This window comes from Flexibacter flexilis DSM 6793 (genome assembly GCF_900112255.1).
Taxonomy (GTDB): domain Bacteria; phylum Bacteroidota; class Bacteroidia; order Cytophagales; family Flexibacteraceae; genus Flexibacter; species Flexibacter flexilis.
Genome location: NZ_FOLE01000007.1, coordinates 238,862 through 257,845, shown reverse-complemented (window position 1 = coordinate 257,845; position 18,984 = coordinate 238,862). Strand labels below are relative to the sequence as shown.

18 protein-coding genes are annotated in these 18,984 nt (G+C 39.7%); 5 read left to right on the top strand and 13 right to left on the bottom strand.

Annotated features, from left to right (window positions below; all coding sequences use genetic code 11):
* Nucleotides 1–10: 10 nt before the first annotated feature.
* The 7 genes from BM090_RS12670 to ybeY form a co-directional block, all read right to left on the bottom strand.
* Nucleotides 11–1,777, bottom strand: a complete 1,767-nt coding sequence (locus BM090_RS12670) for an AMP-dependent synthetase/ligase (RefSeq protein ID WP_091513538.1) — start codon at nucleotides 1,775–1,777, stop codon at nucleotides 11–13.
* Between the two features lie 92 nt (nucleotides 1,778–1,869).
* A complete protein-coding gene (locus BM090_RS12665) occupies nucleotides 1,870–3,744 on the bottom strand; it encodes a tetratricopeptide repeat protein (RefSeq protein ID WP_221405397.1) in 1,875 nt (624 codons plus the stop codon).
* Between the two features lie 637 nt (nucleotides 3,745–4,381).
* Entirely contained in the window at nucleotides 4,382–5,971 is a 1,590-nt protein-coding gene (locus BM090_RS12655) for an Ig-like domain-containing domain (protein WP_091513530.1), read from the bottom strand.
* Complete coding sequence (locus BM090_RS18410; protein WP_177199925.1) at nucleotides 5,955–6,122, bottom strand: hypothetical protein; 168 nt, start codon at nucleotides 6,120–6,122, stop codon at nucleotides 5,955–5,957. The genes BM090_RS12655 and BM090_RS18410 overlap by 17 nt, the downstream gene beginning before the upstream one ends.
* 90 nt (nucleotides 6,123–6,212) lie before the next feature.
* Nucleotides 6,213–7,097, bottom strand: coding sequence for a class I SAM-dependent methyltransferase (locus BM090_RS12645; protein WP_091513524.1), 885 nt, complete (start codon nucleotides 7,095–7,097; stop codon nucleotides 6,213–6,215).
* Between the two features lie 12 nt (nucleotides 7,098–7,109).
* The gene (gene mnmG, locus BM090_RS12640) at nucleotides 7,110–8,975 is read right to left on the bottom strand and encodes a tRNA uridine-5-carboxymethylaminomethyl(34) synthesis enzyme MnmG (protein WP_091513521.1); all 1,866 of its coding nucleotides are present in this window, start codon (nucleotides 8,973–8,975) and stop codon (nucleotides 7,110–7,112) included.
* Between the two features lie 189 nt (nucleotides 8,976–9,164).
* The gene (ybeY, locus tag BM090_RS12635; protein ID WP_091513518.1) at nucleotides 9,165–9,605 is read right to left on the bottom strand and encodes an rRNA maturation RNase YbeY; all 441 of its coding nucleotides are present in this window, start codon (nucleotides 9,603–9,605) and stop codon (nucleotides 9,165–9,167) included.
* 289 nt (nucleotides 9,606–9,894) lie between these two features.
* Here ybeY and BM090_RS12630 point away from each other — a divergent pair, with 289 nt between their 5' ends.
* Complete coding sequence (locus tag BM090_RS12630; protein ID WP_091513515.1) at nucleotides 9,895–10,665, top strand: phosphosulfolactate synthase; 771 nt, start codon at nucleotides 9,895–9,897, stop codon at nucleotides 10,663–10,665.
* Between the two features lie 36 nt (nucleotides 10,666–10,701).
* Here BM090_RS12630 and BM090_RS12625 read toward each other — a convergent pair whose 3' ends face one another.
* On the bottom strand, nucleotides 10,702–11,754 hold the full coding sequence (locus tag BM090_RS12625) for a quinone-dependent dihydroorotate dehydrogenase (protein WP_091513609.1): 1,053 nt from the start codon (nucleotides 11,752–11,754) through the stop codon (nucleotides 10,702–10,704).
* Between the two features lie 25 nt (nucleotides 11,755–11,779).
* Nucleotides 11,780–12,208: an RDD family protein gene (locus tag BM090_RS12620; RefSeq protein WP_091513512.1), complete on the bottom strand. Its 429-nt coding sequence runs from the start codon at nucleotides 12,206–12,208 to the stop codon at nucleotides 11,780–11,782.
* A gap of 134 nt (nucleotides 12,209–12,342) precedes the next feature.
* On the opposite strand from BM090_RS12620, the gene BM090_RS12615 reads away from it, so the two are divergent.
* The 3 genes from BM090_RS12615 to mazG are packed head-to-tail and all read left to right on the top strand — an operon-like array spanning nucleotide 12,343 to nucleotide 13,953.
* Nucleotides 12,343–12,828 carry an NADH-quinone oxidoreductase subunit C gene (locus BM090_RS12615; protein WP_091513509.1) on the top strand — a complete coding sequence of 162 codons (486 nt, stop codon included), beginning with the start codon at nucleotides 12,343–12,345 and terminating at the stop codon, nucleotides 12,826–12,828.
* 5 nt (nucleotides 12,829–12,833) lie between these two features.
* Nucleotides 12,834–13,133, top strand: coding sequence for a hypothetical protein (locus BM090_RS12610; RefSeq protein WP_091513505.1), 300 nt, complete (start codon nucleotides 12,834–12,836; stop codon nucleotides 13,131–13,133).
* Nucleotides 13,134–13,140: 7 nt separating this feature from the next.
* Nucleotides 13,141–13,953, top strand: coding sequence for a nucleoside triphosphate pyrophosphohydrolase (gene mazG, locus BM090_RS12605; protein ID WP_091513501.1), 813 nt, complete (start codon nucleotides 13,141–13,143; stop codon nucleotides 13,951–13,953).
* A gap of 51 nt (nucleotides 13,954–14,004) precedes the next feature.
* On the opposite strand, the gene BM090_RS12600 is transcribed toward mazG, so the two are convergent.
* The gene (locus tag BM090_RS12600; protein ID WP_091513499.1) at nucleotides 14,005–14,673 is read right to left on the bottom strand and encodes a peroxiredoxin-like family protein; all 669 of its coding nucleotides are present in this window, start codon (nucleotides 14,671–14,673) and stop codon (nucleotides 14,005–14,007) included.
* 173 nt (nucleotides 14,674–14,846) lie between these two features.
* On the opposite strand from BM090_RS12600, the gene BM090_RS12595 reads away from it, so the two are divergent.
* Nucleotides 14,847–15,506, top strand: a complete 660-nt coding sequence (locus BM090_RS12595; protein WP_091513496.1) for an NAD-dependent epimerase/dehydratase family protein — start codon at nucleotides 14,847–14,849, stop codon at nucleotides 15,504–15,506.
* Between the two features lies 1 nt (nucleotide 15,507).
* Here BM090_RS12595 and BM090_RS12590 read toward each other — a convergent pair whose 3' ends face one another.
* The 3 genes from BM090_RS12590 to BM090_RS12580 form a co-directional block, all read right to left on the bottom strand.
* Complete coding sequence (locus BM090_RS12590) at nucleotides 15,508–16,887, bottom strand: TolC family protein (RefSeq protein WP_091513493.1); 1,380 nt, start codon at nucleotides 16,885–16,887, stop codon at nucleotides 15,508–15,510.
* Nucleotides 16,888–16,969: 82 nt separating this feature from the next.
* A complete protein-coding gene (locus BM090_RS12585; RefSeq protein ID WP_143083967.1) occupies nucleotides 16,970–17,590 on the bottom strand; it encodes a TetR/AcrR family transcriptional regulator in 621 nt (206 codons plus the stop codon).
* Nucleotides 17,591–17,755: 165 nt separating this feature from the next.
* On the bottom strand, nucleotides 17,756–18,922 hold the full coding sequence (locus tag BM090_RS12580; RefSeq protein WP_091513486.1) for a tetratricopeptide repeat protein: 1,167 nt from the start codon (nucleotides 18,920–18,922) through the stop codon (nucleotides 17,756–17,758).
* Nucleotides 18,923–18,984: the final 62 nt, after the last annotated feature.

Here is an 18,984-nt window from a genome sequence, read left to right as displayed (position 1 = left end):
AAACTATACTTTAAACATTTTCGTAAATACTTTCAATTTCTTTCTTGTATTTGTTAGAAATGAATTTGCGTTTGAGTTTAAGTGTTGGTGTCATTTCGCCTGAATCAACTCCCCACGCATCAGGCAACACTACAATTTTCTTGATTTGTTCGTATTGCGCCAAATGCTCATTGCATTTTTGTACCTCTTTATTAAATTTAGAGACAACTTGTTCATTTTTAAGTACTTCAGCCAACGAGTTAAAAGGAATATGTTTTACCTCACACCAATCTTTTAAGCCTTGCACCGACGGAACAACTAAAGCCGCAGGGAATTTTTGCCCCTCGCCTACTACCATAACTTGCTCAATGATAACGGATTCCTTCAAGCTGTTTTCGATTGGCTGTGGTGCAACGTACTTGCCACCCGAAGTTTTGAACATTTCTTTCTTACGGTCTGTAATTTTCAAGAAACGGCCTTCTACCAACTCTCCTATGTCGCCTGTATGGAACCAACCTTCTGCATCAATGGCTTCGGCTGTAAGTTCTGGTTTGTTGTAATAGCCTTTCATAATAGAAGGACCTTTTACCAAAATTTCGCCGTCAGTAGCAAATGAAACTTGTACATTATTAATAATCGTTCCGACCGTCCCAACGCGTGCATTTTCAGGTTCTACACGGTTTACGGCGATTACTGGCGATGTTTCAGTAAGTCCATAACCTTCGATTACCTTCACTTGAGCAGCCCAGAAAACTCTTGCTAAACGGGGTTGCAAAGCCGCTCCACCCGACACAATCGCCACGACGTTTCCGCCCAAAGCCTCACGCCATTTATTAAAAATAATTTTGTTGGCAAGTTTTAGCTGAAAGTTATACCACCAACCTTTGTCCGTTCCTACTTCATACTGTAAGCCAAGTTCCAAAGCCCAAAAGAACAACGCTCTTTTGATACCTGTCAGCTCATAACCTTTTATCACGATTTTGTCATAAACTTTTTCGAGCAAACGCGGAACAGTTACAAAAATATTTGGCTTAATTTCTTTGAGGTTGTCGGCGATGGTGTCCATACTTTCGGCATAATAAACCGAAACACCCACGTACATATAAAGATAATGTACCATTCGCTCATACACGTGACAAAGTGGCAGAAAGCTCAAAGCGATAGAAGTCGAGGTTACGGGTACGGCTGGCATCGAACCTTCTATGTTGGCCACCAAGTTGTTATGAGTAATCATTACACCTTTCGGGTTGCCAGTCGTGCCAGAAGTATAAATCAACGTCAGCAAATCTTCTGGTTGAATGGCGGCTTTGTGTTGTTCCAAAAGCGCGGGGTCATCGTCTTTGGCCAAGTCCGTAAGGTCTGTCCAAAAATTCGCACCTTCGATTCTATCAAAAGTATAAATCACCTGAATTTCAGGTATTTGAGCAGCTACTTTGCTTGCTTTTGCATACAGTTTTTCGTCTGCCACAAACACCACTTTCACGCCCGAATCTCTGAAAATATAAGCATATTCTTCTTCCGTAATTGTCGGATACATCGGTACGCTCACAGCTCCAATTTGCTGAATCCCGAAATCCACAAAATTCCATTCTGGGCGGTTCGGGGAAATAATCGCAACCTTATCGTTGCGTTTGATGCCAATTTTCAAAAGACCCAAACTTACGCTATTGGCCTTGCGAATAAGTTCGTCTGTACTGTATTTTACCCATTGGCCTTTTACTTTATAAGCCAAAATATCACTCTTCGGAGTATGGGCTTGCTGGTGCGGCAGCAGTTCAAAAATGCGTTTGATTTCCATCAGTTAATTTGGTTTAATCAAGTTGAAAATATCATAAGTATCTAACTATCAAATATATTCAAGTGTTGAAAGTAGTATTATATTTACAGTGGTCAATTTACAAAATCTCCACGTAAAATACGATATTTTTTTCTTGCTTCTGCCGTAAAAATACTTGCAGGGAAAGTTTTCATCAAGTTTTGATACGTTTCCATCGCTTTTTCTTTGTCCTGCAAATCTTCTTCATAAATCACACCTTTCATGAAAAGAGCGTCGTCGGCAAAAATATCTGAAGCATAATCTTTGGAAATAACATCCAGATTTTCAATGGCTTTATCAAATTTTTTCATGCGCCGATACACCTTCGCACGCAACCAATACACTTCATCGTCGAGGCTGCTTTTCGGATATTTTTTCAAAAGCTCATCACATTTGGCCAAAGCCTCTTCATCTTTATTTTCAAATAAAAGAAGTTCGATTTTTGAATATTCGGCCAAAGCCGCACCCGTCGAATCGAAAGCCGTGTTATCCTGAATCATTAAACTCAAATCCAGTGCATCGTTGGCTATCTCGCGCGAGGTCGCCAATTTCAAAACATCCAAATGGTCTTGCGCCAAATCAAACTCGCCCTTGTAATATGACAATTTGGCATTTCGGAGTTTGGCTTCATAACCTAACGGTTGGTCTTTTTCATCTTTTTCCACTTGCGAATACAACAAAGTTGCTTCCCAAGGTTCATTTTTGAGCAAATACATATCGCCCAAATCTAATTTGCACTTCGACACAAATTGCCGATTGTAGCGCGGAACGGTTACGGCTTTGTTCAAATAAAAAATTGCCGTATCGGGTTGTCCCAAATAATGACCATACAACAGCGCGATACTCCGTTGGCTTTCGGCCATGCTGTAAGGGTCTGGCAAAATTTTCATCAATTTTTTATAATCCTCAACTAAAGCCTTAATCGCCTGTTTGTCAATAGGATATACATTTTTTATGGCCTGCTCTCTGGCTTCGATGAGTTGCCGTTGGGCGGGAGCATACACCGACGGAACTGCCGCGTACTCTTGCACCACATACTCAAAAATCGAAACCGCCGATTTGTAATCTTTGTTGCTCATACTCAGCGTCCCGACTTCCAACACTTTCGTTGCGGGCAGTTTTCCGCGTTTGTCAATGGCTTTGGCCTGAATGAACGCGCCGTCAAAATCTTTGCGTTGCAAAAACAACCACATCAACAATTCGTTGTAAATCAGATTACTGGCATCGGTTTGTACTCTTTCGTAAAGCGTTTTTTGGAGCATGTCCAATTCTTCGGGTTTGGTCAGTTGCGTTTGCAACGAATTTTCTATCAAGAAAATAGCCGAAGGGTCTTTGTCCAGATACAACAAAAGTTCATCAATCATTTGCGAAGTCTCACCGCGCCGTTTGTGAATTTCGGCCAACTTGAAGTTGTAGGCGTAAGGGTCGAACATGGCTTTGCGCGATTCCTTGTAGAGCAGCTCGGCTTTATCCAACAAACCCACTTTCACGAGATAGTCGGCAGTATATTCGACTATGTTTGATTTTTTTTCTATGTCCTCAAAAAGCCGACTAAAAATTTTATTCGCTTTATCATCCTTTTTTTGTTTCTGGTACAGCAAGGCAAGGTCTATCTTATACTCAAACTGCTGCGGATAAGCCTTTGCCATTTTCTTGAGAAAACGCTCAGTCTTTTCATCTTGCTTGAGTTCGGACAATACCGCCAAGTAGTTGGCATAAATAGCCTTGCCATTAGCAGGGTCTTTTGCCAGCTTATCATAAAGTTCCAATGATTTTTCAAAATCATGGCGTGTGTAGTACTCATTGGCCAAATCAATATCTTTAGATTGGGTTTGTGAATACCCAGCCATCGGAATAAAGACAGAACCAACAAATATCAAACCTGCGCCTAATAGCGTCTTTTTCTGCATTAGTAATGCTTTCTTGGTTTCGGGGGCAAATTTAATCATAGAAATCATAAATTCAACTGTCGGCCAATTATGAGCCCAATTGTTCACAACCCTAATTAATCTTAATTATCTTTTTTTTAAATAAAAAGCTTGTTGCTTTTATTATGCTGTGGATATGTGGATAATCAAGTCTATTTTTTAGGTGTGTGAATAAGTGTTATGATTATCCACTTTTATAAACGAACTTATGAACATCAATATTTATTGATTTTGAGCTTTTTATAAAGATATACACTTTTTTTGTAAAATGTGCATAACTTTTAATGTGCATTTTGGGTCGTGTATAACTTTGGTCATAATGTGTGTATCTTATGGTGGGTTATACACACATGTGCCCGAATGTGTCTAAAGACATGGGTTTATACACTGGTTTTGGGGTATTGTTTGTGTATAAATTCTTTTTTATACACAGAAAGTGTGCATAAACGACATTCTTAACTTGCTGATTTTCAGTGTTACCAAAATAGGGCTTGTTGATAACTTTTTTGAGCTTTTGGAAAATATTTTTGGAAGGGGATAAACTCATTCTGAATGAATTAGTATAAAAAAAATGTGGATAAATGTGTGATTTACTCCACTTATCCACATTTAGTATGTTTATACTTCGTAAAATTTATTGTAAAGTACTGAAAATCAGCTATAATTTGAAGTCTTCTAACTCCCAATTGGCTTTGAGGTTAATCACTTCTTTGTGGATAACTACTTTTTCGGGCTGGGTTTTCTTATCCAAACTACCTGCGTCCCATCTTCCGTTCTGATTTTTATCTACAATAAGTCTCAAACGATATTTGCCCGCAGGCACATAAGTGAACCGAAACTTCTTGGCATTGCGCACCGACTGCACTACTTTGAAATCTTCGCTCACCAATTCCAATATAAAATCTTTGTCCGCAGAAGTAACTTGTCCGCCGATTATTCCGAAATTAGTTTCGATGGCTGGCGTATAATGCAGTGTATCAGCCTTTGTGCTATTTCCTTTAATCAATTTTACAGGCGGAACAATCAGGCTTATATCCTTCTTAAATACGGGTAAGTTACTGATTATGAGTGTATTTTTGCTTCCTGAAAGCCTTGCTTTAGTTGCTTTCCAGCCCGCCGAATCAGGATTAACAGTTACTTTTTGTAAAAAACTACTGTCCGTTATAGGGCTTGCGTAGGCTATTTCTATTGTCTGATACGGTGTTATAACGCTATTCCTTTCTGGTTTTGTGGATAACGTAGTTGTTTTATCCACATTTCCGTTTACGTCAAACAGCACTCTTTTTTTGACAACTAATTGATTATCAGAAGAATCACGAACAGTAAAGCCTATTTCTACCGAATCTTTGGATAACTTATCCACATTTTGTGGATACATACGAATATCTGCTTTATCCTCGCTTTGATCAAATACAGTATTTGGATTGGCTGCTGCTTGTATGTATGTCAAACCCTCGCTAAACGAAAATACAACCGATTTTCCCACATTTCTCGTGCGTAAAAATCTTGGGGCGGTATTGTCGTTCATAAAAAGACTGATTTCCGAGCTTTCATTTTTCTGGATTTTGAGATTTTCACTCAAAAAACCAATGGATTCTGTTCGCTCATCGTACTTGTAGTTATTATTTTTATCGTCGAAAGCACAAGCAAAATACTCGCCAGCCGCAATATTGGCAATATCAAACTGGCCTGCGTCATTGCTCCTGCCTATATAATAAGGTGCTTGTTTGCGAATATTGAGCGTATCGGATAGTTTGTACAAGGCCACCAACGTATTAGCTTGTGGTTTTTGGGTCTGAAAATCCAAGATTTGACCATTCCACTGCAAAGAATCAATGCTATTTCCCGTACTGAAAGCCAATTTCAAGTCTTTTGTTTTGTTGGTGGCTTCGTGAATATCTTTTATTCCTTCCCTAAAATTCAAACTAATGGTCGTATTGGGCGGCAACTCCTTTTCAAACGTAAGCGTCAGAACGTTGCGTTTGATGTGAGTGGTGTAATTATTGTTCATGTATGGCGTGATGAGCAACTGTGTGTTGAGATTATTCAGCTCTACATCTTCATCAAACTCCAATTTTACAACCTTGCCTTTGAAGTTGGTACTATTGTTGGCGGGGTTACTTTCGGTTAATACGGGGGCTTTTTCGTCTTTTGGCCCTCCTGTCGGGGGCTTTACACTGGCACAACCCGACAATAAAGCCCCCGACAGGAGGGCTGTGGATAAGTGTTTTTTAATTGGAACGTACATTGTAAATCAGAAAAATAGTGAGGGTAAGCAGTGCTATACCGATTAGAATACGTTTATTTTCTTTTTTGTTAGGCAAATCCTGTGGCTGTTGTACAGCATTTTGGGTACTATCCACCGTTATAACCACGTTTTCCACAGGTATTTTGTGCATTACAGTATCAGTTTGTGGATAACTTTGTTTATAAAAGAAGGTTATCCACAAAATTGTTAATAAAATAGCTTTCTGATACTTCATTTTACCCTAAATATTTTGGAGTATATAAATTACACTTGAATATAAACCTGTAGAATCGGCTTTTTGGTTGGATTGTAGCCCTGTACTCATTGCAGATAAGTAGTTATTACTTCCTGTTTTGTATCTTTCGCTCAACATGGCCACATAAAATGAATCAAATTTCATGCCTTCTTTGCGCAAAATCTTCATTCCATTTTTTTCAGCCAAAGTTTGCATGGTTTGTGGCGTGAAATGATACAAATGGCGCGGCACGTCGTAAGCTGCCCAATATTCTTGGTAATGTTGCGCATCTCCTGAAGCATGATTTGGCACTGCGATTACTAACTTTCCTGTTGCTCCGATAAGGTTTTTTAGCTTTGCGATGCTCTCATCTAAGCGATGAATATGCTCCAACACGTGCCAAAGTGTAATGACATCAAACTTTTCTGTGTAGTTGGCTGCCAAAAAATCTGGCTCAATCTTAATATTTGTTTGTTGTTGGCCTAATGCTCTCGCGCCTGCATCGGGTTCTACCCCACTTATTTTCCAGCCTGCTTGTTGGCAAGTTTGTAAAAAATAGCCTGTTCCGCAGCCAATATCCAACAAACTACCCGTTTTTCCATCGTTTATTTCAGTGATTAATTTGAGTTTTGAACGTAAAGTAATCTGTCTTACGGTGCGATAAGCCTTACTGATTAAGCCTTTGTTCGTGTCAGAATGCGAAATATATTCTTCTGACTGATAATAACGGCCTATTTTGTCGGCTTCTGGGCGTGGATTGGTGAATCTAAAACCACATTTTTGGCAATCTACCAGTTCAAAATCTTCTTTTGAAACCGTAAAATCTTTACAAACTAAGGCTTTGGTAAAGTGTTGGTGCTTGCACACGGGGCAGGCAATCAGATATTCCATCGAAAATCGAAATTATTTTTGAAGATAAACCATAAGTATTGATATGTCCGAAGGCGAAACCCCGCTTATTCTGCTGGCTTGGCCGATGGTTGCAGGGCGAATTTTGGACAATTTTTCGCGTGCTTCTTTAGAAATCGAACCCAACTGGAAATAATCTATATTATCTCTGATGCGCATACTATCCAAATCGGTTAGCTTTTGTGCCATTTGTTGTTCTTTTTCGATATAATTTTCGTACTTGATAAGTACAGAGGCTTGCTCTATCTCGTCTGCCGAATAAGTTTGGAGCATTTGTGCAAACTCATCATTAAAATTGGAGAGATATTGCAGTTCAATATCTGGGCGTTTGAGCAAGTTATACACACTTGCTTTCTCCCGAATACTGGCCGAACCAAGCTCTTCTAACAGCGGATTGATACTTTCAGGACTGAATTTGTATTGAGAAAGCGCATTTTTTAGCTTTTCGGTATTGGCTTCTTTGGCTTTTACTTTCTCCAAACGCTGCTCAGAGGCTAATCCTAACTCATATCCGCGAGGTGTTAGCCTCAAATCTGCGTTGTCTTGGCGCAATAAAATACGATATTCTGCTCTCGACGTGAACATTCGGTAAGGTTCTTCCGTGCCTTTATTAATCAAATCGTCTATCAAAACGCCGATATATGCTTCTGAACGACTCAAAACAAAGGCTTCTTTTTCGTGTACTTTGTTGTGTGCATTGATGCCCGCCATCAAACCTTGACACGCCGCTTCTTCGTAACCTGTCGTTCCGTTGATTTGCCCAGCGAAATAAAGGTTTTCGATAAGGTGCGTTTCCAACGTATTTTTGAGTTGGGTCGGCGGAAAATAATCGTATTCGATGGCATAACCTGGCCTAAACATACGCGCATCTTCAAAACCTGGTATCAAACGAAGGGCTTTGTACTGCACATCTTCGGGCAATGAAGTCGAAAATCCATTTACATAAATCTCTACTGTGTTCCAGCCTTCGGGTTCTACGAAGATTTGATGACGGTCTTTGTCTGCAAAACGGTTGATTTTATCTTCTACCGAAGGGCAATAACGAGGCCCTCTGCCCTGAATACGGCCTGCAAACATCGGTGATTTTTCAAACCCTGTACGCAAAACCTCATGTACTTGGTGATTGGTATAAGTGATAAAGCAACTTCTTTGCTCCTTTAGCGGGCTTGTTTCGTCCGAATAAGAGAACTTAGAAGGGTTTTCATCGCCAAATTGTTCTTCCATTCGGTCGTAATGCAGGCTTCTCCCATCTACGCGCGGCGGTGTTCCTGTCTTCATTCTTCCGCTTTCAAAGCCCAATTCAACAAGTTGTTCGGTGATTCCCGATGCTGCCTTTTCGGCTGCACGACCTCCACCAAACTGTTTTTCTCCGATATGAATCACGCCATTCAGGAATGTACCGTTAGTTAAAACGACCGATTTTCCTGAAATCTCTATTCCCATTGACGTCCGAACCCCAACTACTTTATTGTTTTTGACCACCAAACCTGCGGCCATTTCTTGCCAAAAATCTACATTTGGGTTGCGTTCTAAAGCCAAACGCCATTCTTCTGTAAAGCGCATACGGTCGCTTTGAGCACGTGGACTCCACATGGCAGGGCCTTTGGACAGATTGAGCATACGGAATTGTATCATGGATTTGTCCGTGATGATTCCAGAAAGCCCGCCCAAAGCATCTATTTCTCTCACAATTTGCCCTTTGGCCACGCCACCCATTGCAGGGTTGCAGGACATTTGAGCAATTGTATTCATGTTCATGGTGATAAGCAACACCGACGAACCCATCGTAGCGGCTGCGGCTGCGGCTTCACAACCCGCGTGGCCTGCCCCTACCACAATTACATCATATTCTTTAAACATATATCTGCGAAATGAAAATTGTTTCTGATTGTACTGGTACCGTAAAATGATTACAGTATATAAACGTAAAAAAGGCTTTAATTGTACGCCTTTTCTTTCTACAAAGGTAATACAAAAAAGCCTTTTTCGCTGATTATCATTAAAATTTCACGTATCAAGTACTGTGAAACGTGGATATTAAATCATAAATCAAGTGTTCCACGTGGAAATTTTTTCGATATAATGACTCTCTTTTTGGCGCATTAATTGCTCTTCTTGTTCGCTTTTGTCTTTGTATCCACAAAGATGAAGAAGCCCATGTGCTAAAATGCGCCTCATTTCGTTTTCAAATGTCCCCTGAAAAAGCCCTGCATTTTCTTTTACTCTGTCCACGCTTATGAAAATGTCTCCCTCGATTTTGCCTTTTACCTCCGAGTTATCAAATGTAATGATATCGGTTAGTGTGTCGTGGTCAAGATACTCCACGTTTATTTTGTGCAAATACTCATCGTCGCAAAAAATATAATTAAGCTCTCTGACCTGAAAGCCTTCTTCTTTGGCTAAGTTTAGTAGCCATTCGCGGTGCTTTTGCTTTTGAGGAAGTGTAAATTCTATTTCCTCCGCAAAAAAATGAATTTTAGTTGTTGCCATATTGCCTTTGGGTGGGTCTTGGATTTGTTTTGCAAAAGTATAAATAAAAGCGTTGCTATGTTTTCGGAAAAACCTATTAATTTTTGTTAAATTTTTATTTTTGGCTTCTTTTTGTCGCTTTAATTAAAAAAATAGTAGAAAGAAAATATATTTACTGCAATTTTGTTTGTAAATTGTGGCCTCATTTGTTAGCGCACACTTAACCTTTGTAGCTTTTAATTTTTATATAGCAAAAATAAAATGTAGCTACTCTAATAGTTTATTCTTGTATTTTACTATAAATGATTCGATGAAGAATTACGTATTGAATAACTTACCCGAACGTACCGAAAAGCCTCGCCCTTTCGGTGTTACGATGGCTATGGACAAAGGTCTTAGCGTTAGAGAAGTGGAAGATTTGATGTCTATTGCTTCGGGTTATATTGATGTAATGAAATTGGGTTGGGCTACGTCCTACGTAACCCCTAATTTGGAAGCAAAATTAGCTGCTTACCGCGAAGCTGGCGTTCCTACTTATTTTGGTGGAACACTTTTCGAGGCTTTTATTATTCGTAATCAATTTGACGATTACCGCCGTGTGTTGGATAAGTATAAAATGACTTATGCGGAAGTTTCGGACGGTTCTATTGAACTTGACCACGACAAAAAATGTGAATATATCCGTTTGCTTTCTGAGCAAGTAACCGTGCTTTCGGAAGTAGGCTCTAAGGATGCGGAGAAAATTATCCCACCTTATAAATGGATTAAGTTGATGAATGATGAGCTTCAGGCGGGAGCTTGGAAGGTAATCGGCGAAGCCAGAGAAGGTGGCAACGTTGGTTTGTTCCGTTCGAGCGGCGAAGTGCGCGAAGGCTTAGTAGAAGAAATTCTTACACAAGTGCCTTTTGAAAAAATTATTTGGGAAGCTCCTCAAAAATCGCAACAAGTTTTCTTCATTAAATTGTTGGGTGCAAATGTGAACTTGGGCAATATTGCTCCGCACGAGGTGATTCCTTTGGAAACAATTCGTCTTGGTTTGCGCGGTGATACCTTCAACCATTTCTTGAACCAAAGCAAATAATTACTATTTCTTGTGATAAAAATGAAAGCCCGTGTTTTAAGAACGCGGGCTTTTTTGTTGGCTTTGCTGCAAAATGGCTTGGTTTATTTCTCTGATAAGGTCTGGCCCTTTATAAATAAACCCAGTATAAATTTGTATTAAACTTGCTCCTGCGGCTAACTTGTCGAGTGCGTCTTGTGCGGTCATCACCCCCCCTACCCCAACGATTGGAAACGCTCCGCCTGATTTTTGGTGCAAATAACGGATTATTTCGGTCGAATGTTGGGTTAATGGCTTTCCGCTAAGTCCTCCATTGCCTATTTTTTCCACTTCTGAAGTGGAAGTTTGTAGGTTTTCGCGCGAAAGTGTCGTGTTGGTGGCTACTACGCCTGCTATTTTTGTGGATAACACTATTTCTACGATGTCGTCTAATTGGCCTTCGGTAAGGTCTGGTGCGATTTTCAAAAAGATGGGTTTGGCTTTGGGTTTTTGCTCGTTGTGTTGTTGGAGTGTTTCAAGTAATGCTTTAAGTGGCTCTTTGTCTTGCAACGCGCGTAAATTGGGCGTGTTGGGCGAACTCACATTGACTACGAAATAATCAACCACTTCATATAGCGCATCAAAACAGATTAAATAATCTTCTACGGCGTTTTCGTTGGGCGTATCTTTATTTTTACCAATGTTGCCGCCAATAATTATTTTGCCTTTTCGTTGCTTGAGTCTTTGGGCGGCCACCTCTACCCCTTCGTTGTTGAAACCCATGCGATTGATAAGGGCTTGGTCGGTTGGAAGTCGGAACAAACGCGGTTGCGGATTGCCTGCCTGCGGTCGTGGGGTAAGTGTCCCGATTTCGATAAAGCCGAAGCCCAAGGCTTCCAGCTCGTCAGTCAGTTTGGCATCTTTGTCAAGTCCTGCAGCCAACCCAACTGGATTTTCAAACTCTAATCCTGCTATGGTGCGCCGCAAAGCTGGCGACGCTACTTTCAAATTTTGTTTGACCATTTTTCGAGCAAAATCACTTCCCAAAAAATTGGATAACAAACCAAAGGTAAGATGATGGGCTTTTTCGGGCGAAAAGCGAAACAAAATCGGGCGAATGAGCGAATACAAAGACACGTTATTTTTGGGGATAAGGTTAATATTCTATTTTTTCGGAGATTTCGTCTTCTATAACTACCGTGTTGGAAAAACGGTCGTGCCAACCTTGATACTCATTGAACAGAAAAGAAATTTCTTCCAGTGGAATGAGTCGGCAAATACTGCGTGTGGCGATTTGTAAAAAGCTTGGTGTGCTGCCGTCGTCGCTGACTACGTGTGTGCGCGTAATGAATTTGGCAGGTGTTTTCTTGAAAATTAATTCAAAAAAAGTATAAAATACAAATGAAATGGCGTAGCTGATAAGCGTATTTTTGATGTCTATCTTTGTCGGGTCGTTTTGCTCAAGATTGATTTGCAGCGATTTGAAAACTGCGAAAGTAATGCCCATGCAAAGTAGTTCGTCGAAAACCAAATGAAAAAAACGTTTTCCTTTGTTGGGAAATTGATATTGTTTTTGCTCTGTCATACTCAAAATTCTTGTCCTTTTTTGAATAGACAAACCTACAAAACAAATACAGATTTTCGGCTATTTTTTTGCTGAAAACCCTACGGCTTTTCCGTAACTTTGCCCCAGTTTTTGATACAAAGACTTTTGGTGTTATGAATATAGACGAAATGGTTTCGCGGCTTCAAAATCAGTTTGGAGAAAAAGTGTTACGCTGGCAAATTTTCCCAGAAAATCAGCTTTGTGTAGAAGTTGTCCCTACGGCGATTGTGGAAATTTGCGCGTGGCTTCGGACGAGTCCCGATTTTTATTTTGATTCGCTCAGTTGCCTGACTGGTTTGGACAATGGCACGCAAGCCGCCACAATGGAAGTCGTTTATCAGTTGTACTCAATTCCATTGCATCGTTTTTTGTCTTTGAAAGTAACATTGCCCCGCGAAAAACCGCACGTGCCGTCGGTGGTGCAAGTTTGGCGTACGGCAGATTGGCACGAACGCGAAGCCTACGATTTGTTAGGCATTGTTTTTGAAAATCACCCTGATTTGCGCCGAATCCTGATGCCCGAAGATTGGCAAGGTTTTCCGCTTCGCAAAGATTATCAGCCGCAAGAATTTTATCACGACATCAAAGTAAAATCGTAAAATTTATGGAAACGCTGCTTCCTTCTCCTCTACCCGACCGCATTGACCAAGAAAATTGGGAAAAATTGCACTTGCATCTTTCGCAAAGCATCGGAGCTTTGTTACAGCAAGGCGAGTTGGAGCGGCTCATGCAAATTTTTTATAGACTTGATGTAAGTGAAATAATTGTGCAGCGAATTTTCAAAACGCAACCTTCGGAACTTTGGCCAGAGTTGCTGGCAACCGAAATGCTCAAACGAGAGCAAAAAAGATTGTATTACCGAAATTTATATAAAAACGCAGACCATTCGGAACTGCCCGAATAAAAAAATTATGCCTCAAATCATCAGTACTCCAGACCCGCGTCGCGCCGAAAAATTGGCGGCTTTCGACAGACTCCTGACCATTATGGACGAGTTGCGCGAAAATTGTCCTTGGGACAAAAAACAAACAATGGAAAGTTTGCGACACCTGACCATTGAGGAAACGTATGAGTTGGGCGATGCGATTTTGAATAATGACCTTGCCGAAATTCGGAAAGAAATCGGAGATATTATGTTGCATTTAGTTTTTTATGCGCGTATCGCTTCAGAAACCAACACTTTTGATATTGCTGATGTGCTAAATGGCCTTTGCGATAAATTGGTGAGCCGACACCCGCACATTTACGGAGAGGCTCAAGCCGACACCGAAGAGCAGGTAAAGAAAAATTGGGAAAGTTTGAAACTCAAAGAAAAGGGAAATAAAGGCGTGCTTTCTGGTGTGCCCAGTTCTTTGCCCGCCCTGATTAAGGCGATGCGCATTCAGGAAAAAGCCAGAGGCGCGGGTTTTGATTGGGACGAAAAAGACCAAGTTTGGGAAAAAGTGCAAGAAGAACTCGGCGAGTTTCAGGCCGAAACGAAAGCGGAAATTGTGGACAGCAAAAAAGTAGAAGGCGAATTTGGCGACCTGCTTTTTTCTCTTATCAATTATTCGCGTTTTATCAACGTAAACCCCGAAGAAGCCTTAGAGCGTACCAACAAAAAATTTATTCAGCGTTTTAGTTATTTAGAAACCGAATCGAAAGCCGACGGCAAGCAACTTTCTACCATGACATTAGATGAAATGAATGAGTATTGGGAAAAAGCAAAACAGTTTTCAAAATAGCCAATAACAAAAAAGGAGTAGCAATTTTTAGTGCTACTCCTTTTTTGTTCATTAAGCAGGCTGACTGGCCATCAATTTTTTTAGTTCTGCAACCAAAAGTTCTGGGTCTAGTCTGTCCGAAGGGCTTACTTCCACGTAGTGATACACAATTTTGCCTTCTTTGTTAATAATGTAAGTGGCAGGAAGTGGCAATTCTATATTTCCGTTTCCATTGTAGTATTCCAAATGCAAGCCGTCTTTTTCATATACTTTTTGCAAATATTCGGGGACTTTATAAACCAAGCCAAATTGTTTGCCTACTTTATTGCCCGCATCGCTGAGCACAGGGTATTTTAGTTGATGTTTTTCTACCATCGAAAGCGATTTGTCAGGCAACTGTGGCGAAACGGCTACCAAACGCGCAGGAATATTTTCTATATCAACGATGTGTTTTTGCAAAGCACGAAGTTGAATGTTACAAAACGGGCACCATTGTCCGCGATAAAATGTCAAAACAAGCCATTGTCTATCATGTAACTTTTTGATATTCTGTAACTTGCCTGTGGCATCAGGCAAACTAAAATCGGGAATATAGTCGCCTGTTTTAAAGCAGGTATTTTTGATGTCGCGCTCTTTAAGTTCCCCATCAAGGCGGCCATATTGCGTAAGAGCTTCGGGTGAAGAATGAGAAACGACTTCGTTGAGCTTTTGATTAATTGCGTTTTGATATTCAGTAGCCATAATTTAAAATAGTGTTGTTTATAGATTTTATAGACAAAACACCATTTTGCTTGCTTTTAGTTCATTCTCTTAGAAAGACTTTTAAATAAGTTGATTTTTTGCACATTGCAATTATTTTGAGTGTATTTTTGTTAAACCTATTGATTATCAATCAATCAAAAACATTTTACACTATGAAAGTTATAATTACGGGTGCCTCGGGTATGGTAGGCGAAGGCGTGCTACACGAATGTTTACAACATCCAGCCATCGAACAAGTTTTGGTAGTTGGTCGTAAAACTTGTGGCGTTACGCACCCCAAACTTAAAGAAGTTTTGCACTCCAATTTTTTTGATTTAAAAGATGTCGAACCTTATTTAGTTGGTTACGATGCTTGCTTTTTTTGTTTGGGCGTTTCGTCTGTGGGCATGAAAGAACCAGAATATACAAAACTTACACATACGCTTACGCTGAATTTTGCACAAACCATTTTACGACTAAATCCTTCTATATCATTTAGTTATATTTCTGGTGCAGGCACGGACAGCAGCGAAAAAGGTAGCTCAATGTGGGCGCGAGTGAAAGGCTGCACGGAAAATGATTTGAAAAAATTGCCGTTTAAAAAAGTGTATAATTTCAGACCAGGCTATTTGCAACCAACAGCGGGCCTAAAAAATACACTGCCTATGTATAAATATTTGGGTTGGCTGTTTCCTGCCCTGAGATTGTTTTTGGGCAAATATGTTTCTACGCTTCAGCAGCTTGGCCAAGCCATGATAAACGCGACGCTTTACCAAGTCGATAAAGATACGCCGTTGGAAGTGCCTGATATTTTGGAACTGGCCAAACGATAAATTATTGCTCCGTATAGAGTTTGCCTAATGCTTTATCCAAATCAATTTTGGCAATAAGCGCATCATACAGTGCGCCGTAATAATTCGTATGTGCCTCTTTCAGAGAGGTTTCCGCATTTACAACTTCAATGTTAGAGCCTACGCCTTGTTGATATTTGGACTTTGTAACTTTCACGACTTGCTGGGCAAGCTCCATATTTCGTTGCTGAATGGAAAGCGTTTCTAAGCTATTAAGCCAATTGGCTTCAGATTGTTTGGCTTGCAAACTGATACTTTGTTTGAGTTGCTCCGTGCCTAATTCCAATTTTTTGGCGGTTAGGCGTGATTGCTGATATTTGTATTTTTTCTGGAATCCATCAAAAATTGGAATCTGCAAATTTAAACCTGCCGAGCTGTAATCCGACCAGTTGTTAGACACATCGAACATACGCCCAAATTTAGGATTGGCCGTAACGTATCCGTAAGAAGCAAAGCCATAAAGTTTGGGATAATAGCCCGCCACGATGTTGCGCTGTTCTAACTGATTCAGTGCTTTTTGTGTATTTATTGTCTGAAATTCAATACGTTGTGTGTAGTCAATTTCATTATTTACAACTACTGTTTTATCCAAATTAGTTTTGTCGAGTTTCTCGGTAAGCACTAAATCTTTTGCAGACGGAAGTCCCATTTGGAAGGCCAATAATTCGCGACTCAACTGTACCAAACGCGCCGTTTTTTGCTGTTCAATTTTTATATTATTCAAAGAAACTTCAATTCTGTCCACGTCTATTTTTTCAACCAAACCGTTTTTTAGCATCGCTTTGGTTTGCTTGTACATGGAATCGAGACGTGCCAAATTTTTGTCTAAAAGTTGGCTTCTTTCTTCGGCTACCAACACGCTGTAATAGGCTTTACTTACGTTTTCGGCTACCGTAATTTTGGAAGCAGTAATGTTGCGTTCCGAAAGTTCGGTATAAGTTTTGGCCGCTTTCAATCCCACCAAATACGAACCATCAAAAATAAGTTGGTTGAGTGTGGCTGTGGCCGTACCGCTATTTTGTAACTGAAATATATTTGGGAATGTTACAACCCCATCATTAACCGTAAACGGAACGCCCATTTTATTCAAAAATGGACTGTTAGGCGTAAAGAAATTAGGCTGTAACTGGAAATGATGCGTCATTTTAGCTTCTGCGTTGATTTGCGGCAAGCCAATGCCGACAGTTTCTTTTACTTTGGCCTTTGCTATTGCATTATCTGTTTGGGCAGACTGCACCGACATGTTATTTTTTATAGCAAAATCAATCGCTTCTTTTAAAGAATAAGTGTTCGGCGTTTGTGCTTGGGCGCAATTTATTCCAACCCAAAACATCAACAAATAGCAAATAGTAATCCCTCTCATTAGAAAATTGTTGTCTCTTAGAAAAAATGCAATTAGGCGATTTTGTGGAAATAAACCAACCCGAAGGCCTGCAAATTGAATGTTAATTGGCCAAATTGCGTGCTTTGTTTTTTAATTCTTGTAAAGTTTCATAGCCTTTTGGCGAAAGCAAGCCATAAATAAAATGCTCCATCAGCTGCATGTGCACTTCCATGAGGTTGTAACGTGTTGGTGGAAAAATGTCTGGGTTGAAGGCCATCTGAATCATATCCAATCGTATATGTGAGATAATCGACACATTGATTTCTGCCCGATACAAACCCTCTTCAATACCGCGTCGGATATTGGAGCTAATATATTTTTCTATCACCGTTTCTTTGTGTGATAAATACAAATCCCAAGAGCTTTTGTGGTATTTCTGCAAATCGAACAGAACCGATGGATGCGTTCGCACAACGGTATTTCTCAGAAATTCGGATAAATTAAAGATTTCCTCGACGGCATTGGCTGCACCTCTACTAATAACTTGTAGGCATTCGGCATCGCTACACAAATGCTTTTTGCAACTCATAAAGACGATTTCGTCTTTATCCTCAAAAAATTGGTATATAGTTTTCTTAGAAATTCCCAAATGCTTGGCAATTTCGTCCATTGTAATACTCTTAATCCCGTAGCGCATGAATAGTTCCTCTGCGCCTCTCAATATTTTCTCCGTAGTCTCCAAATTCCAAACAAGTAAAAAAAACTTAATAATAGAACAAGCTATTTTTAAAGTAAGTGCGTTTGAATATGCAAAACTACGGAAACGAATTTTATATTCAAAAGTTTCTTGCTTGCATGAAAAAAGAAGTCACTTATTTTAGACTTCTTAGAATACTATAAAATAATATTATTTCTGGAGTTTAGTTCGTACCTGTGCGAGTTTGTCTTCCGCCTGAATATGTACATAAATACCTTCTAAGGCCATCAATGTATTTTTATTTTCGGGCTTGAGTCTGCTTGCTCTTTCTAAATATGGTAACGCTTTTTTGAACAAATCTGTACTCTGATTCAGAACTTTATCTAAGTCTAATAAATCAATATCGTAGCTTTGGTTATTGATTTGATCAACACCTTTGTTGTAAGAGATGATACCATAGTTGTAATTAGCCATGAAATTGGTGCTATCCAAGTCTAAGGCTTTTTTATAAGCATTTTGTGCTTTTTCAAGGTACATCATTTTCTGCACAGAGTCTTTGGCTGAGGCTCTTTCGCAAGCTGTGCCCAATACTAAATATAAGTCTAAGTTTTTACTGTCAGATTGTAGTGCTTTTTCTATACGCGTTACGGCTTCCTTGTTTTTTTGATTTTTCATTAACACGTTCACGTGTGTAATAGCCAGCGGCTTGTCTTTTGGATATTTCGCTGTTCCTTCTTCTAAGGTTTTGAGTGCTTCTGCTGATTTTTTTTCATTGTCATAAATATGACCTAAGAAATCATAGACTACGGCATCAGGGTATTTTAACTGGCGGCATTTTTCCAAATACTTTTTGGCTTGCGCCTCATTTTTTTCGTGATAGTACGAATATCCCAAATAAAAATACGCTGAATTATCCAGAGAATCGGTACTTAAAAGACTAACTTCTTTGATATACTCATCAAAAAAAGGAATGGCTTCTTTATATTTTTTGTCGTTAAAATTATCCGTTCCTTCGTTGTAGAGACTGGCTGTCAGGTACATGATAAGTTTAGCGCAATCAGATTTATATTCTGCTTTTGTATCTAAGCTAATAGATTTTGCAAATGCTTCAGACCCTGTTCTTCTGATAGAAAAATTATCGTCTTTCATGCCTTGTTTTTTGAATTTCTCTTTCAAAATCCAGCCTTTATAATACCAAGTTTTGGGATTATTGGCAGTTTCTGGGTGAACTGCTGCTACTTCAACAGCTTGCATGGCGTTGTCCAGTTCACCTTTTTGCATGAAGGCATGTGCCAAACTCAAACTTGTATTTTGTGCCTGAAGATTGGTTGTGCAGGTTAGGAAGATTAAAATGGTCGTAAATATTTTGTATTTCATACATTATATCTATATAGAACACAATAATGCGTTTATCTTATGCGAATGTATTAAATTAAAAT